Genomic DNA, 16,144 nt, shown 5'->3' on the forward strand with positions numbered 1-16,144 from the left:
CTTTTTTTGCAAAGGAAACCTGACATGACACTTGTTGGAAACTGGTCCTATCCGACCGCCATCAAATTCGGAGCCGGGCGCATCAGGGAATTGCCCGAAGCCTGCGCCGCCGCCGGAATGAAGAAACCCTTGCTGGTCACGGACAAGGGGCTGGCCGATCTGCCCATCACCAGCGCGACACTGGATATCATGGAGGCCGCCGGTTTGGGCCGCGGGGTGTTCAGCGATGTGGACCCCAACCCGAATGAGAAGAACCTGGAAGCCGGCGTTGCGGCCTATAACGCAGGTGGCCATGATGGGGTGATCGCCTTTGGCGGCGGCTCGGGGCTGGATCTGGGCAAGATGGTCGCCTTCATGGCCGGTCAGACGCGCCCGGTTTGGGATTTCGAGGATATCGGCGACTGGTGGACGCGAGCCGACGCCGACGTTATCGCGCCAATCATTGCCGTTCCGACCACCGCAGGGACAGGATCGGAAGTGGGCCGCGCGAGCGTCATCACCAATTCCGAGACTCATGCCAAGAAGATCATCTTTCATCCCAAGGTTCTGCCGACCGTGGTGATTTGCGACCCGGAGCTGACCGTCGGAATGCCCAGGTTCATCACGGCAGGAACAGGCCTGGACGCCTTTGCGCATTGCGTCGAAGCCTTCTCGAGCCCGCATTATCACCCGATGAGCCAGGGCATCGCGCTGGAAGGGATGCGGCTGGTGAAGGAGTACTTGCCGCGCGCTTATGCTGACGGCACCGATATCGAGGCCCGCGCCCAGATGATGAGCGCCGCTGCCATGGGTGCAACGGCTTTCCAGAAGGGTCTTGGCGCGATCCACGCGATGAGCCATCCAATTGGCGCGGTATTCAACACCCATCACGGCACCACAAACGCGGTCTGCATGCCCGCCGTGCTGAACTTCAACGCCCCCGCCATTGCAGACCGGTTCCAACAAGCTGCGGCATATCTGGGCATCGACGGCGGCTTCGATGGTTTTTGCGCCTTCGTGCAGGATTTCAACGACAGCCTTGGCATCCCCCGCACTCTGTCCGACCTAGGTGTGACCGAAGCTTCAATACCAGAGCTTGTCGAAGGCGCGATCATCGATCCTTCATGCGGTGGAAATCCGATTGAGTTGACGAAAGACAACCTGACTCAGCTGTTCAAAGCAGCGCTGTAAGAAACCAAAGGGCCCGGCGAAACTTGCCGGGCCCTTCGCGTTCGGATTGCCAAGATCAGATCAATGCCCGGTCAAAACCAGAGTGTTCACCGGCATCAGGATCAAACGCAGGCGCAGACCCGCTGCATGCACCACGCCGATCGTGTCGACCACGTGCAGGAAGGCCGCCTCCCAAAAGCCCAGATCTTCGTGCTCCAACCGCTCGTGATTGTCTGTGTAGACATTGGCCAGACAATTGCTGCCCGGTGGAATGTCATCGGCCATACCTTTGTACAGCGGCTCCATATAAACCAGAATCGAGCCCGGATTATTGTTGGTCTGCACATCCCGCAATTCATCCGATGGACGGATCTGGCCGGAAGGAATGACATCCTGCACCTCGACCACCACGGTGGGGATCACGGTGAATGGCTTTGTCATGCAGCCCAATTCGCCAATCATGCCCGGCTTGATCACCTGGGCAGACAGCTGGCTGAAAGCGGCCTGAAAGCGGTCATGTCCGGTGTGCGATGGCACTAGAACACCAGCAGGGCGCAACAGCGGGCTTACGTAATCACCGACCTGAAGGCCGAACTGTTCGACCCGCCCCGTGACGCCCGCTATGATTACGGTTTTGTCCAATTCGGTCTGCGCAGCATCCAGTTGCGCAATGGCACTTGCCAGCTGCGCGGGGATCAGTTCTTCAATCTGCTGCTCAACCGCAGCACGTTTGGATTCCGCTGCAAGAACCTGGGCCTCTCGCTGGGCAACAAGGTTTTCCAGCCTCTCAATCTCGGCCAGCCTCACCGCGCTTGACCCTTCGTCACGCAGGGTTGTGTTGCGCTCAAGATCCTCCAGAGACTGCGCAAGCGCTGCCTTGGCACCTGCAATTCCAGCTTCGGCCTCGGCCAAATCGGTTTCCGCAACCTTAAGTGAGGCCTGCACCTGTGCAATCTGCGCATTTGCCGCCTGAACCTGTGCAGTCTGACTGAAATCCTCGATCCGGAAAATCGGTTGCCCAGCGGTTACCAGTTCGTTGTTCTTGACGAAAACCTCGGAAACACGGCCACCCAATTGCGGCAGAATGGTCACTGTTCGGAAATAGGATGCCGCGGTTTTACTGGCCGGATGAAAATAGAATAGCGTGGTGATCACGGTCAGCGCCAGAATGGCACAGGTGGTCAACCCCCACCGCAATTCGTACCACATGGTAAACAAGGTAATCTCGTGACCGATCCGCTTACCCTGAACGAACCGGCGGAACAGATAGTCGGGCAGCACAGTTACCAGGGCACAGAGCATGGTCTCGATCATGTGGTGTGCTCCTGCGTATCGCTGGCTTCGGACTCCGGCGATGCCGGTACCGTTGTTTCAGGCACTGTCTGCGGAACAGGAGACGGACCAAGAGAACGAATGGCATCGGCAATATTTCTAAGCGGGGTGGCAAAATCCGGAAACTGGAACCCCGCGACCAGAATGGCGGCAATCCAGAAAAGCCCATTATGTGTGAACAGTGCCAGCAGCGCCAGAATACCCACCAACTGGAATTGCGGGTGATTGTTTTCGTGGGCCATTTTTTCAGGAACCGAATGAAGTGTCAGGTATCCGACACCGATCAACACCACCAGAACGACGAAAAAAACGACCATGGCGGAGAAAAGGTAATCGCTTCCGTCAGCTGCGACAACGTATCCGGGAATATGCCCCGTGGCCATTGGATGAAGGTCTGCTGCGGTCACCTTACCCTCCTGTTTATTTTGATACTTCTTTGACCGGGTTGAAGCACGATTTCAAGGCTGCTTATAGTCTGAAAACCCAAACGCGTGGCGAATAAGGAGCATTAGGGTCAGCATGGAGTTCAAGAAACCCATTGCATATCCGTTTCGAACGGATCGCAAGTTATGATTGATTTCCTAGTCATCGGCGGCGGAATCGCCGGGCTGAGCGCCGGTGCGCGCCTGTCGCAACACGGAACTGTGGTGGTTCTCGAAGCCGAAGACGCCCTGGGCTATCACGCTTCGGGCCGGTCGGCGGCGTTGTTCGAAGAAAGCTATGGGCCTCCCTCGGTCGTCGCCCTGAACAAAGCGGGGGCTGCCTTTCTTCATACGCAGAATGGCGGTTACCTGACACCGCGCGGATTGATGCTGGTCGGAGCAATTGACCAGCCTGACATTTTTGAGGCCGATCGCGCCGATCTGAACATGGTGAGGATACCGATGGATCAGGCGATATCGCGCGTTCCGATCCTGAACCCGGACAAGGTCGGGTTTGCAGCCATCAGCGAAGCGGCCTTTGACATCGATACAGATCGCCTGTTGCAGGATTTCGCCCGGATCATCCGGCAAAACGGAGGAACGGTTTCGACGAAAAGCAAAGTCACCGGCATTCGAAAAGAAAAGCACTGGGTGGTCGAGGCCAATGAGATCTTTGAAGCCCGCATTCTGGTCAACGCAGCCGGTGCCTGGGTGGATGAGGTTGCGCAGCTTGCAGGGCTGCCCGGTATCGGCATCATACCCCGTCGTCGGTCAATGGCGCGTCTGCCCGCCCCCGGAGGGCATGACGTTTCTGTCTGGCCGATGATGCTGGGCGCTGGCGAGACATGGTACGCCAAACCGGATGCGGGCAAGCTTCTGGTCTCACCCTCCGAAGCCGATCCGGTTCCGCCGCAGGATGCCTATGCAGATGATATGGTGCTGGCAGAGGGGCTGGCGCGGTATGAAGAGCTGATGACCGTGCCGGTCACAAGGGTTGAAACGAATTGGGCAGGTTTGCGCAGTTTTGCCCCGGATGGGACCTTGGTGCTTGGGCGCGACCCACTGGACCCTTCGTTTGTCTGGTGTGGCGGTCAGGGCGGGTATGGTTTTCAAACCTCACCGGCGGCCTCGCAACTGCTGTGCGATCTTGTTGTCGGAAACACACCCGAACTGGAACCTGACATAGTAGGCATGTTGACCCCTGACAGGCTGAAACGATGATCAAACGCAGCCTCCCCTCTTCTGCAAGCGTCGCCAATGCGTCTGAAGATGGCAAGCTGGTGGCCCCGGCAGCATCCCGGAACACGGACGCCCTGTGTGCACTGCTGCAAGAATGGGGCCCGTCCCGGGGCCAGGCATTGGAAATCGCAAGCGGAACTGGTCAGCATGTCAGGACCTTCGCCGAAGCGCTGCCCGGGCTGACGTGGCAGCCTTCGGAAGTTGACCCAGAGCGGCGCGTAAGTATCGACGCCTATACCCGCAACCTGCCAAATGTCACGCCGGTCGCAGAACTGGATGCAACGATATCAGGCTGGCACAGGCGGTTTAACGGCCAGGATCTGATCGTTCTGATAAACTTGATTCACTTGATCAGTTGGCAGGAAACCAGAACCCTCGTTTCGGAAGTCGCCCAATCCCTGTCACCAAAGGGGCGGTTCATTTTGTACGGCCCGTTCAAACGCTCGGGCCTACTCACCAGTGACGGGGATGTCCGCTTTCATGAGGCTTTGATCCAGCAAGACCCGGAAATCGGCTACAAAAACGACGAGGACATTCTGGACCTGTTCAAAAACGTTGGCCTGCACGCGTTGGCACCGGTCGAAATGCCTGCCAACAATCTTGCATTCATTGCCGAGCGCCCTGACGTCTGATCGAGATCAAAGTCAAACAGCTGCACCCCGCTTCATATTCCAGTTGAAAAATATGAAGAAGGGCACTCAGCAATGGCATGGCAAGAAAAACTCTCGGCGACACGAAAGAGTTTGCGAAACCTGAACGGATCCATCCCCGATACCACGCGCGCATTCGGAGCGCTTGGCAAAGCCGTCAAAGAGGGCGGGACGCTCGACTACAAGACGAAGGAACTCATTGCGTTGGGCATGTCGATCAGCCTGCGCTGCGAACCCTGCATCACCCTGCATACCGAAGCTTTGATCAAGGCAGGTGCGACACGGGAAGAAGTGTCCGACGTGTTGGCCATGGCGATCCAGATGGGTGGCGGCCCAGCCATGATGTACGCGGCCAAGGCGCTGGAATGCTTCGACGAACTCTCAGCATGACAAAAAGAAAAGGCCCCGAAGGTTTCCGGGGCCTTTCTTCGATCAACCGTCCTTGCGGATGGTTTCGTTTTTCGGGTCGTAGGGGCTGTCGCAGGTCACGACCGCATCCCACAGCTTGTCCTGCATCTTGACCTTCAGCTTTGTGCCTTCGACTGCCAGCTCGGGCTTTACATAACCCATGCCGATGGACTTCTCGAAGGCCACGGAATACCCGCCCGAGGTCAATCGACCCACACGCTCGCCTTCCGGTGTGTACAGTGCTTCGCGGCCCCATGGGTCGGCATCCTCCGGGCCGTCGATCAGCAGGGTACAGCACTTCACGCGCACGCCGGTCTCTTCCAGCTTGGCCTTGCCGTAGAAGTCTTTCGACAAGTCGACAAAGCGCGGCAGGTCGGCCTCCAGCGGGGTGGCGTCGCGGCCCAGTTCGGTGCCGAAGGCACGATAGGATTTCTCCTGACGCAGCCAGTTCTGGGCGCGGGCACCAACCAGCTTCATATCGTGCTTCTCGCCGGCCTTTTCCAGCAGGTCGAACAGATAGTTCTGCATCTCGATCGGATGGTGCAGTTCCCAGCCCAACTCACCGGTATAGGCCACGCGGATCGCGTTGACCGGGCACATGCCCAGTTCGATCTGACGGGCCGACAGCCACGGGAAGCGCTTGTTGGAAAGGGCGGTTTCCGGATCGGCGTCCCTGATGACCTCTTTCAGAACGTCACGCGACTTGGGTCCGGCGATGGCGAAGACGCCCCACTGGGTGGTTACGTCCTGGATCTCGATGTAACCGAACTCCTCCATCTTGTCCTCGGCCGCCTTGCGCAGGTAATCGGCGTCGTACTCCGTCCAGGCTCCGGCAGAGACGAGGTAATAGTTGTTCTCGCCATTGCGGACGATGGTGTATTCGGTACGAGTGGTGCCGTGCGAGGTCAGCGCGTAGGTCAGGTTGATGCGACCGACCTTGGGCAGCTTGTTGCAGGTGAACCAATCCAGGAACTGGGTGGCACCGGGGCCTTTGATGACATGCTTGGTGAAGGCCGATGCGTCGATCAGGCCAACGCCTTTGCGGATCGCCTTGGCTTCTTCGACGGCATATTGCCACCAGCCGCCACGACGGAACGACCGGCTTTCCTTGTCGAAGTTCTCGGGCGCATCGACAGGGCCGAAATAGTTCGGACGTTCCCAGCCGTTGACCCAGCCGAATTGTGCACCGCGTGCTTTCTGACGGTCGTATGCCGGAACGGTCCGCAGCGGGCGGCAGGCTTCACGCTCTTCGTCGGGGTGGTGCAGGATGTAGACGTGCTCATAGCACTCTTCGTTCTTGCGCGCCGCGAACTCGGTGGTCATCCAATTGCTGGAATAGCGTTTGGGGTCCAGCGAGGCCATATCGATCTCGGCTTCGCCATCGACCATCATCTGCGCCAGATAATAGCCGGTGCCGCCTGCTGCGGTAATGCCAAAGCTGAAACCTTCGGCCAGCCACATATTGCGCAGGCCCGGCGCAGGCCCAACCAGCGGGTTGCCGTCAGGCGTATAACAGATCGGGCCGTTGAAATCGTCTTTCAGGCCGGATTCAGCACAGGACGGCACACGCTCGGCCATGGCCATGTACTGATCCGCAATCCGGTCCAGATCCAGCGGGAACAGATCCGCGCGGAAGCTGTCCGGCACACCGTGTTCAAACCGTGCGGGGGCGCCATGCTCATAGATGCCCAGAATCCAGCCGCCGCGTTCTTCACGGGCATAGGATTCATTGTCCGCGTCGCGCACGACGGGGTGTTCGGGGTTGCCCGCTTCACGCCATTTGACCAACTCCGGGTCTTTGTCCATGACGATGAACGTATGCTCGACCGGGATCGCCGGCATCTTGATGCCCAGCATCTTGGCGGTGCGCTGTGCGTGGTTGCCCGATGCAGTGACAACATGCTCGGCAGTGATCACGACCTTCTCATCGCTTTCGACAAGATTGCCGCCTTTTTCCACCATCTTGGTGCAAGTGACTTCCCAATGGGTTCCGTTCCAGTGGAAGGCATCCGCCTGCATCTTGCGCACGATCTCGACACCACGCTGACGGGCCCCCTTGGCCATCGCCTGCGTCACGTCCGCCGGGTTAATGTAGCCGTCCTCGGTGTGGTAGATCGCGCCTTTCAGATCCGATGTCTCGATCAGCGGCCAACGCTCCTTGATCTGCTCGGGCGTCAGCCACTCATAGGCAACATCGCAGGTTTCGGCGGTGGACGCGTAGAGCATGTACTCGTCCATGCGCTCCTGCGTCTGTGCCATGCGCAGGTTGCCGACGACGGCAAAACCCGCATTCAGTCCGGTTTCTTCTTCCAGCGTCTTGTAGAAATCGACCGAATACTTGTGGATGTGAGTTGTCGCATAGGACATGTTGAACAATGGCAGCAGACCAGCCGCGTGCCACGTGGACCCGGACGTCAGCTCGTCCCGTTCGATCAACATCACATCATCCCAGCCCGCTTTGGCCAGATGATAGGCAATCGAGGTCCCAACGGCGCCGCCGCCAACGACCAGTGCTTTGACTTGGGTTTTCATAACCGGGCGTCTCCCCTTGAAATCAGTTGACACCATATGGCGCACTTGAAGGGGATCGCGCGACATTCATCCGACCAGTGATATGAAAAAAACGACCCGATCATCGAATGCGGGCCGCAGATCGGTCATGAAACCCGTGATCTCAACCGCTGGAGCGACACCGCTTGCTTGTCCCGATCGTGGTGCAGACGAGTTTCTTAGTCTCCTCTGCCGGTGTCTTCGCCGCAGGTTCCTCTGGCTGTACAGGTTGAGCCTTTGCATCAAGCCGACTGTCCGAAATGCCGACACGCGCGGATACCGAGGCAACATAACCTTTGAGGCCCAGCCCGGTCTCGGATGCCTTGGCCTGCTGATAATAATCCAGCCCAGCAACGACAACTCCACAGACTGCTGCAAACCCTGCCAGATATTTTGCGCTCATGTCGACCACCTGTTCTCAATCGAGGATGTGAAACCAGAACATGTGGACGATTTGAAGGCGCAATGCGGGCCAGAACGCGAAAACCGCTAGGATTGGCCCGCCAAAACCTTGCCGGGATTCATGATATTTTCGGGGTCCAGAGCGGCCTTGATCGCCGCCATATACTGCGTGGCAGCACCCAGCTCCTTGATGAGGTAAGGCATTTTGCCCTGACCGATTCCGTGTTCACCTGTACAGGTGCCTTCCATTGAAATTGCCAGATCATTCAACCAGCCGACAAACTCTTCGGCTTTGGCAACTTCTTCGGTATTTTCCATGTCGATCAATAGAAGCGAGTGGAAGTTCCCATCCCCCACATGCCCGACCATTGGCGCGAGCAAACCAAGATCGGATGCCTTCTGTTGGGTGCTGGTCACACATTCCGCCAGACGCGAGATCGGCACGCAGACATCCGTTGAAATACCGCGCGCGCCGGGGCGCAGTTGCAGGCACGCCCAATACATATCATGCCGGGCCTGCCAAAGCTTGTTCCGTTCTTCGGTGGTCGAGGTCGCAGCAAAGTCAGTGCCGCCGAACTCCTCAGCGATCTGACCAAAGGTTTCAGCCTGTTCCGCTGCACCGCTTTCAGAGCCATGGAATTCAAGCAGCAACAATGGCGTTTCCGGCAGGCATAGCCCGGAATAGGCGTTTGCCGCCTGAACCGACATTTCATCCAGCAACTCTATTCGGGCGACCGGAATGCCGTACTGAATGGTCATCATCACAGCCCGACACGCTGCATCGACCGATGGAAAAGAACACCTGGCCGAGCTGATCGCTTCGGGGATACCCTGCAACCGCAGAGTCAGCTCGGTGATGATCCCCAAGGTGCCTTCTGCCCCGATCAGAAGGCGTGCCAGATCATACCCGGCCGATGATTTCTTGGCCCTGTGACCGGTACGGATGATCTGGCCGTCCGGCATGACCGCCTCGAGGCTGAGAACGTTGTCCCGCATCGTTCCGTATCGCACCGCATTGGTGCCTGACGCGCGGGTCGCGGCCATACCGCCCAGCGAGGCATTCGCCCCCGGGTCAATCGGAAAGAACAACCCCTGATCCCGCAAATGGGTGTTCAGCGCCTCTCGCGTGACGCCGGGCTGCACGACGCAATCCAGATCTTCGGCGTGGACAGCCAGCACCTTGTCCATCTGCATCAGATCGACCGAGATCCCCCCCGCTGGCGCATTCACATGCCCTTCCAGCGACGTTCCAGTGCCGAATGGGATCACCGGCACCCTGTGCGCGGCACAGGTTTTGACGATTTCCGAAACCTCCTGCGATGTATGCGGGAAAACCACAGCATCCGGGCTCTGGTTTTCGATCCAGGTCGTGGTGTGCCCGTGCTGTTCCCGGATTGCGGCACCCGTTTGCAGCCTGTCGCCAAAGCGTTGTTTCAGAACGCCTATGGCGGTTTCGATACCTGTTTCATTCCGAGGCAAAGCGGTCGCCTGCACCATCGTCATCCTCCCTTGCCGCAGCACATCGCGGGCCTTTCAGTGTATGACTAATTGGCCCACCAAGTGCGGGCAATCCCCACAAATACCGAGGGTCTATTCGCCCAGCGCGATACCTTCGCGACGGGGGTCAGCGCCACCGCTCAGCCCTTCGCCGATTTCGATGGCGTGAAGACCAGATGTCAGGTCACGCGGGTTTACCTCGAACCCAAACTGAGTCAGCCCGTCGGAAAAGCCTTCGGCAGAGGTCCCGGCCTCGACATCATACGTCCCGAAACGATTGACGAGATGCGGCAGCGACACGGCTTGTTGCACATCCATGCCCCAGTCGGCCCAGGCGATGATCGATTTGGCCACATAGCCGATGATCCGACTGCCGCCCGGAGAACCAATGGCCAAAACCGGTGTGCCATCCTGCATCACGATGGTTGGGCTCATGGAGGAACGCGGGCGTTTTCCGGGCTCCAGCCGGTTGGCGATCGGCACGCCGTTACTGTGGGTCTTGAACGAAAAATCCGTCATTTCGTTGTTCAGAAGGAACCCGTTTGTCGTCAGGCGTGAACCAAAGCCGTTCTCGATGGTCGTGGTCATCGACAGCACGTTGCCATAGCCGTCGACGATCGAGATATGCGAGGTCGAGGGCAATTCCAGCGACACGTCATCCGCCCAGTTCAGCGCGTGATCGAATTCCGGTTGCCCCGGTCCGACCTCTGCCAGCGCGCCTTCAGTGTTCAGCAATTCAGCACGTTGCGACAGGTAGGCCGGATCAACCAGCCCCTTGGTCGGCATCGGTACGAAATCGCTGTCGGCCATGTAGCGGCCCCGGTCCGCAAAGGCGAGGCGCGAAGCGTCTCCGATCAGTCGCCAGGCCTCGGCGCTTTCCGGCCCCATGGCCGCCAGATCATGGCTGTTCAGCATCCCCAGAATTTGCCCCACGGTCAGTGCACCCGACGACGGCGGGCCCATGCCGCAGACTTCATAGGCGCGGTATTCTGCGCAAACCGGCTCGCGCTCGATCACCTGATACAGCGCAAGATCCGCACCGGACAGAACACCGGGATTGCCCGAAGCGTTGCGAACCGTGCGTACGATATCCGCGGCAATCTCACCGCCGTAGAATCCAGCCGCCCCGTCACTGGCCAGCACACGCAGTGTTTCGGCATAAGCCGGGTTCATCAGGCGCTGCCCCTGTTGCAGCGGTGCGCCCCCCGGCAGAAAATACGCGGCCGTTTCCGGAAAGCGCGACAAACGCTCGGCATCTTTTTCGACAAGGCTGGCCAGGCGCGGGGACACCAGAAAGCCTTCATCCGCCAACCTTATTCCATCGGCAAACAATCCGGGCCACGAGGAACGCCCCCAGCGGCGATGCGCCTCTTCCAGCAAGGCAGGTGTGCCCGGCGTCCCCACGGACAGCCCACCGACAACCGCATCGAAGAATTTCAGCGGTTCACCATTTTCGTCCTGAAACAAGGTCGGCGTGGCCGCCAGCGGCGCCGTTTCACGCCCGTCCAGAGTTGTGATCTGACCGGTCGCTGCATCGTACCAGACCAGAAACGCACCGCCGCCCAAGCCCGAGGATTGAGGCTCGACCAGGCCCAGCACGACCTGCACCGCAACCATGGCGTCTGCGGCAGACCCACCTGCGCGCAATACTCTGGCGCCGGCTTCCACGGCCAGCGGGTTGGCCGCGGCGACCATCCAGTTCTGGGACGTGACCGGAACGCCATCCAGCTTGGCCTCGAGCGCCGCGATGACCTCGTCGGTCATGGCCTGTACCTGCCCTTCCGTGGCCGTTTCCGGCGCAACGGCATCGGCCGCTTCCTGAGCGAACCCCGGAGCTGCAAAACAAAATGCAGAAAACAGTAGAACTGAAACACGTCTCATCTGATCAAATCCTCCAATACATCCCTGATTTTCAAAACCGCGCGCCAAACACGCTGTGAACAAGTCCAAGCTGCACGCCATCCACACACGGCGGACGTCCGCAGCACGCGTTAGGCCTTTGCGTCGTCTACCAATCGATCCCGATCATAACGGGTCATACCGCGGAACTCGGGCAACCACGCTTCACGCCGGGAGACCCAGCTTTCATATGTTGGCGTCAACTGGTCTGGCGCATCAAGGCACCCAAGATGCACTTCAACTTCAACTCCGCTGCGCGCAAAGACCGGAGAGCCGCAGCCCGGGCAGAAGAACCTGTCAGCATAACCGCGCGCTTCGCCGGAAACCTCAATTCTGTCATCCGGGAAAACGGCCGCTGCATAGAACAAAGCGCCATGATGCTTGCGGCAGTCCAGACAGTGACAGATTCCGACCCGCAGAGGACGACCCGAAGCCCTGATGCGCAAATTTCCACAACGGCACCCTCCTTCATAGACGTCCATTCCTGCTCCTTTCCAGAGCGCTACAGCATCGCCGGCACGACCTGATCCGGCGGGCGGTGGCCGTCTTCGAAAGTCTTGATGTTGATGATGACCTTCTCGCCCATCTCCACCCGGCCCTCCAGCGTTGCCGATCCCATATGAGGCAACAAAACCACATTGGGCAGCTGCCGCAGACGCGGGTTCACGTCAGTGCCCTTTTCGTAGACATCCAGCCCCGCCCCCGCAATTTCACCTGCGCGGATCATCCGGGTCAGGGCGTTTTCATCCACGACTTCGCCACGTGACGTATTTACGATCACTGCCGAGGGTTTCATCAGTTTCAGACGACGTGCGTTCATAAGATGGAAGGTCGACGGCGTTGAAGGGCAATTGACCGAGATCACATCCATCCGCGCGACCATCTGATCCAGGCTTTCCCAATAGGTTGCCTCCAGCTCCTGCTCGGTCTCGGGGTGCAGCCTGCGGCGGTTGTGATAGTGGACCTGCATTCCAAACGCTTTCGCACGTCGCGCCACCGCCTGCCCGATCCGGCCCATGCCCAGAATGCCCAGACGACGACCTCCGATACGACCTCCCAGAAACGCGGTGGGCGCCCAGCCGGACCAATCTCCCTGCTGCATCACGCTCAGACCTTCGGGAATGCGTCTGGTAACGGCCAGGATCAGGGCCATCGTCATGTCGGCGGTGTCATCGGTCAGCACCCCCGGCGTGTTCGACACCAGAATTCCACGCTGACGCGCGGTGGACACGTCGATATTGTCGACACCGGCACCGTAATTGGCAATGAGCTTCAGCCGTTCGCCCGCCTGGCCCAGCAGACCGCCATCAATCGCATCAGTTACCGTAGGCACCAGCACATCGGCGTCTTGCACTGCGGCCACCAGTTCCTCGCGCGTCATCGGAGTGTCATCTTCGCGCAAGCGCACATCAAACAACTCGCTCAAACGTGTTTCGACCGCTTCGGGCAACCGTCGCGTAACGACAACACTCAAACGTTCTCTTGGCACCTCGGCCCTCCCACTGCTTTGCAAACGGACGCGCGCCATGGCATCGTGGCGCAGGAAAAGGCGGGGCACAAGAACCCCTTTGACATTGAGTCGACCTTTTTTCGGAACCGGATCAACAGGCATAAGAGCAGGCAGTCAGTGAGTGGTATTCGACCGGTAAATCGCCGTTGTCTGGCGACACTATCCGTATTTCTGATCATGTTCGGCGCATGGGCTGCGTTTGCCGACGTGAAACGTGGACCGGTCACCAACCTCCCCCTGCCCCGTTATGTCTCGATGAAAGCGGCAGAAGGCAACGTAAGACGCGGACCTTCTTTGACGCATCGAATCGACTGGGTGTTCAAACGGCGCGGAATGCCGCTTCAGGTCACTGCCGAATACGGCAACTGGCGACGGGTTCAGGACCGCGACGGCGCTGGAGGCTGGGTTCACTACGCCCTGTTGTCGGGTGTTCGGACAGTGCTGGTTGAAGCCGAAATGTTGCCTGTCTATGCCCGCCCCGATCCGACCTCGCCCGTGAATGCGCATTTCGAATCCGGGGTCGTGGCCCGACTGGGAACCTGTTCGCTGGACTGGTGCCAAATCTCTGCCGGCGGATATCGAGGCTGGACATTGAAATCGAACCTTTGGGGCGTCGACCCGTCCGAGGTTCGCGAATAGACACAAGGCTGACCTTCCCCCGCGTTTCGGACCCGCGACAAGGTGTTTGAGTTTCCCGCCGATATGCTGTGAAACTCGACCAAAACGGAGGCTATCATGCGCGCAGTTACATATTCCACCTTCGGAGACCCGGCCGATGTCCTGCGGATACAGGACCTCCCTCTGGTCCCGCCGGGTCCGGGTGAGGTCACGGTTGAGCTGTCCTTTTCCGGGGTGAACCCTTCCGACGTCAAAGCCCGCGCCGGGACCAGACCGGGCGTGACAGAGCCGCCGTTCCCCCTGATCATCCCGCACAGTGACGGCGCTGGTGTAATCTCGGCCGTTGGCGATGGCGTATCCGCATCTCGGATCGGTCAGCGCGTGTGGATCTGGAACGGGCAATGGCAACGCCCCTTCGGCACCGCCGCCAGCCACATCACCCTTCCCGATGCGCAGGCCGTGGCTCTGCCGGATGCAGTGTCGTTGCAGACCGGCGCGATTCTGGGCATCCCCGGTCTCACCGCCTGCCATGCGGTGTTTTCAGGCGGCCGCCCCGATGGGCATACGATCTTGATACACGGTGGCGCGGGCACCGTCGGCTTTCTGGCCGTTCAGCTTGCCAAATGGGCGGGCGCGCGCGTGATTGCGACCGCCAGCCCTCGCAACTTTGACCGGGTCAGGGAAGCCGGCGCAGATATCGTGGTTGATTACGCCAGCGAGGATCTTTCCACCGAAATTCTCGATGCAAATGAAGGAAAGACAATCGGCCGAATCATCGACGTCGAATTCGGCCGGAGTATTCAAACAAACGCCGCGGTCATCGCCGAGAACGGTCGCATCAACGCCTATGGGTCCGCGCAGGACATGACCCCCATGTTTCCGTTCGGACCGATGATGTTCAAAGCCATGACGCTTGAGACCATTTTGATTTATCTTCTTCCGCCGGATCTTCGTGCCACTGCCGTGAAGACCCTTCACAAGGCCTTGGCGGATGGCGCTTTGACCTGCCCTGTTCAAAAGGTTTTTGCACTTGAGGAATGCGCGTCTGCTCATGCAATGGTGCAGGACGGAAACCGGACCGGAGCCGTGTTGATCGACACCAAATGACCGCCCTGAAAAAAATCGGTTCAACCTGAGTTTTTTTGACAAAACGCTCTTGATCCCCGCCAGCAACAATCGTAGATAGCCGCTCACCGTTGGGGTGTAGCCAAGTGGTAAGGCAGCGGTTTTTGGTACCGTGTATCGTAGGTTCGAATCCTACCACCCCAGCCATCTCATCAGGACATGGTTGAACAGTAGGCACTTGGAGCCAAACCCTCCAAGAAATGCCCCCGTTTATGCCCCCGCTCAGATCACACATGTCTTGCTAGTCTGTCTTTCTGTCTGCACGTCAGCGGTGACCTCCCCCAAACAGAGGGAGAGGCCGATAGCGGTTATGGCTGAGTATAGTCGGCATAGGGATAAGTAATGGAAAACGCGGGATAAAGAGGAGAAGAGAAACTCAAACCTCTCCCCCTCCCGATCACCCCAGTTTCCTCATCCCCCAAGAGAATCCAGATACGCTATCCTCTCGCTGAAGATACGCTGACGGGCCCGATAGACAGGGCAGCGGGGGAGATAACGCATTTCCATGTAATCATCGACCAAGGTAAGCGTCCGTTGAACCCGACCTAACGCTTGCCGCTATCGGGGGCTAAGTGTCCACTATCGATGGTGGACACTGTGAGGTACTCTATGAGCAGGCGGAAGAAACGGTTTTGGGCTGATGAAGAGAAGCGCGAGATTTGTGCGCAGGCGACAACGCCGGGGATGTCGGTTGCGCAGGTGGCGCGTCGCTATGCGGTCAATGCGAACCTTATTTTCAAATGGCTAAAGGATCCGCGGTTTGCGCCAGAGGCTGATGCGTCCGCTCAAGAAGCGATGTTTTTGCCGATTGAGATCGAGGCTGATGTTACCTGCGAACCTCGGCCCATCGACGTGCCAATGCCGTCCCCATCTGCCTCTCTGTCGGCCAGCCGAGTGGACATCACTTTGTCGGACGGACGGCGCATCCTGGTTGAAGGGCCGACGGCGCTGGCAGCTGTGGTCAGTTTAGTGCAAGGTCTGGCGGTTTGATCCCGGTTCCCAGCAATACGCGCGTCTGGCTGGCGGCGGGTGTCACGGACATGCGGCGGGGTTTTAACACCTTGGCCGCGCAGGCGGAGAAGGTTCTGGAACTTGACCCTTACTCCGGCCACCTGTTCGTTTTCCGTGGAAGACGTGGCGATCTGTTGAAGATTATCTGGTGGGATGCGCAGGGCGCGTGCTTGTTCAGCAAGCGGTTGGAGAAGGGTCGGTTTGTTTGGCCCTCTGCGAAGGACGGCAAGATCAGCGTCACGCCAGCACAGTTGTCGATGCTGCTGGAAGGGATTGACTGGCGGATGCCTCAAAAGACATGGCGTCCCTTGCGGGTCGGGTAACTCAACAAA

At 58.8% G+C, this 16,144-nt stretch carries 16 protein-coding genes and 1 tRNA gene; 9 read left to right on the plus strand and 8 right to left on the minus strand.

The features are described from left to right. The first annotated feature begins 24 nt into the window (after window positions 1–24). Window positions 25–1,170, plus strand: a complete 1,146-nt coding sequence (locus tag AC2FF8_RS04765) for an iron-containing alcohol dehydrogenase (protein WP_496879044.1) — start codon at window positions 25–27, stop codon at window positions 1,168–1,170. A gap of 60 nt (window positions 1,171–1,230) precedes the next feature. Here AC2FF8_RS04765 and AC2FF8_RS04770 read toward each other — a convergent pair whose 3' ends face one another. Continuing rightward, on the minus strand, window positions 1,231–2,463 hold the full coding sequence (locus AC2FF8_RS04770; protein ID WP_170343585.1) for an HlyD family secretion protein: 1,233 nt from the start codon (window positions 2,461–2,463) through the stop codon (window positions 1,231–1,233). Then, window positions 2,460–2,888 (minus strand): hypothetical protein, encoded by a 429-nt coding sequence (locus tag AC2FF8_RS04775; RefSeq protein WP_257599167.1) that lies wholly within the window; start codon window positions 2,886–2,888, stop codon window positions 2,460–2,462. Before AC2FF8_RS04775 ends, AC2FF8_RS04770 begins: the two co-directional genes overlap by 4 nt. A gap of 162 nt (window positions 2,889–3,050) precedes the next feature. On the opposite strand from AC2FF8_RS04775, the gene AC2FF8_RS04780 reads away from it, so the two are divergent. From AC2FF8_RS04780 to AC2FF8_RS04790, 3 genes are all read left to right on the plus strand, one after another. Continuing rightward, the gene (locus tag AC2FF8_RS04780; protein ID WP_496879045.1) at window positions 3,051–4,124 is read left to right on the plus strand and encodes an NAD(P)/FAD-dependent oxidoreductase; all 1,074 of its coding nucleotides are present in this window, start codon (window positions 3,051–3,053) and stop codon (window positions 4,122–4,124) included. Continuing rightward, window positions 4,121–4,774, plus strand: coding sequence for a DUF938 domain-containing protein (locus tag AC2FF8_RS04785; RefSeq protein ID WP_496879046.1), 654 nt, complete (start codon window positions 4,121–4,123; stop codon window positions 4,772–4,774). Before AC2FF8_RS04780 ends, AC2FF8_RS04785 begins: the two co-directional genes overlap by 4 nt. A 72-nt stretch (window positions 4,775–4,846) precedes the next feature. Beyond that, window positions 4,847–5,182: a carboxymuconolactone decarboxylase family protein gene (locus AC2FF8_RS04790; RefSeq protein ID WP_170343582.1), complete on the plus strand. Its 336-nt coding sequence runs from the start codon at window positions 4,847–4,849 to the stop codon at window positions 5,180–5,182. 42 nt (window positions 5,183–5,224) lie between these two features. On the opposite strand, the gene AC2FF8_RS04795 is transcribed toward AC2FF8_RS04790, so the two are convergent. From AC2FF8_RS04795 to AC2FF8_RS04820, 6 genes are all read right to left on the minus strand, one after another. Beyond that, on the minus strand, window positions 5,225–7,732 hold the full coding sequence (locus AC2FF8_RS04795; RefSeq protein ID WP_496879047.1) for a GcvT family protein: 2,508 nt from the start codon (window positions 7,730–7,732) through the stop codon (window positions 5,225–5,227). 142 nt (window positions 7,733–7,874) lie between these two features. Next, window positions 7,875–8,153 (minus strand): hypothetical protein, encoded by a 279-nt coding sequence (locus tag AC2FF8_RS04800; RefSeq protein WP_170343580.1) that lies wholly within the window; start codon window positions 8,151–8,153, stop codon window positions 7,875–7,877. An 86-nt stretch (window positions 8,154–8,239) separates the two neighbouring features. Then, window positions 8,240–9,649: an FAD-binding oxidoreductase gene (locus tag AC2FF8_RS04805; protein WP_496871676.1), complete on the minus strand. Its 1,410-nt coding sequence runs from the start codon at window positions 9,647–9,649 to the stop codon at window positions 8,240–8,242. 93 nt (window positions 9,650–9,742) lie between these two features. Beyond that, window positions 9,743–11,530 carry a gamma-glutamyltransferase gene (ggt, locus tag AC2FF8_RS04810; RefSeq protein WP_496879048.1) on the minus strand — a complete coding sequence of 596 codons (1,788 nt, stop codon included), beginning with the start codon at window positions 11,528–11,530 and terminating at the stop codon, window positions 9,743–9,745. 110 nt (window positions 11,531–11,640) lie between these two features. Continuing rightward, window positions 11,641–12,030, minus strand: a complete 390-nt coding sequence (locus AC2FF8_RS04815) for a GFA family protein (RefSeq protein WP_170343577.1) — start codon at window positions 12,028–12,030, stop codon at window positions 11,641–11,643. A gap of 20 nt (window positions 12,031–12,050) precedes the next feature. Beyond that, window positions 12,051–13,037, minus strand: coding sequence for a 2-hydroxyacid dehydrogenase (locus AC2FF8_RS04820; protein ID WP_170343576.1), 987 nt, complete (start codon window positions 13,035–13,037; stop codon window positions 12,051–12,053). Between the two features lie 198 nt (window positions 13,038–13,235). Between AC2FF8_RS04820 and AC2FF8_RS04825 the strand changes: the two genes are divergently transcribed. The 5 genes from AC2FF8_RS04825 to tnpB all read left to right on the plus strand — a co-directional run bounded on the left by AC2FF8_RS04825 (window position 13,236) and on the right by tnpB (window position 16,135). Beyond that, on the plus strand, window positions 13,236–13,697 hold the full coding sequence (locus tag AC2FF8_RS04825) for an SH3 domain-containing protein (RefSeq protein WP_170344704.1): 462 nt from the start codon (window positions 13,236–13,238) through the stop codon (window positions 13,695–13,697). Window positions 13,698–13,793: 96 nt separating this feature from the next. Beyond that, window positions 13,794–14,783 carry an NADPH:quinone reductase gene (locus AC2FF8_RS04830; RefSeq protein WP_496879049.1) on the plus strand — a complete coding sequence of 330 codons (990 nt, stop codon included), beginning with the start codon at window positions 13,794–13,796 and terminating at the stop codon, window positions 14,781–14,783. Between the two features lie 90 nt (window positions 14,784–14,873). Next, a tRNA-Gln gene (locus AC2FF8_RS04835) sits at window positions 14,874–14,948 on the plus strand. Window positions 14,949–15,410: 462 nt separating this feature from the next. Continuing rightward, the gene (tnpA, locus tag AC2FF8_RS04840) at window positions 15,411–15,791 is read left to right on the plus strand and encodes an IS66-like element accessory protein TnpA (RefSeq protein ID WP_496879050.1); all 381 of its coding nucleotides are present in this window, start codon (window positions 15,411–15,413) and stop codon (window positions 15,789–15,791) included. Continuing rightward, window positions 15,788–16,135, plus strand: a complete 348-nt coding sequence (gene tnpB, locus AC2FF8_RS04845) for an IS66 family insertion sequence element accessory protein TnpB (protein ID WP_496879051.1) — start codon at window positions 15,788–15,790, stop codon at window positions 16,133–16,135. Before tnpA ends, tnpB begins: the two co-directional genes overlap by 4 nt. Window positions 16,136–16,144: the final 9 nt, after the last annotated feature.

The sequence above is a fragment of the Ruegeria sp. YTSA144 genome, from assembly GCF_059610125.1.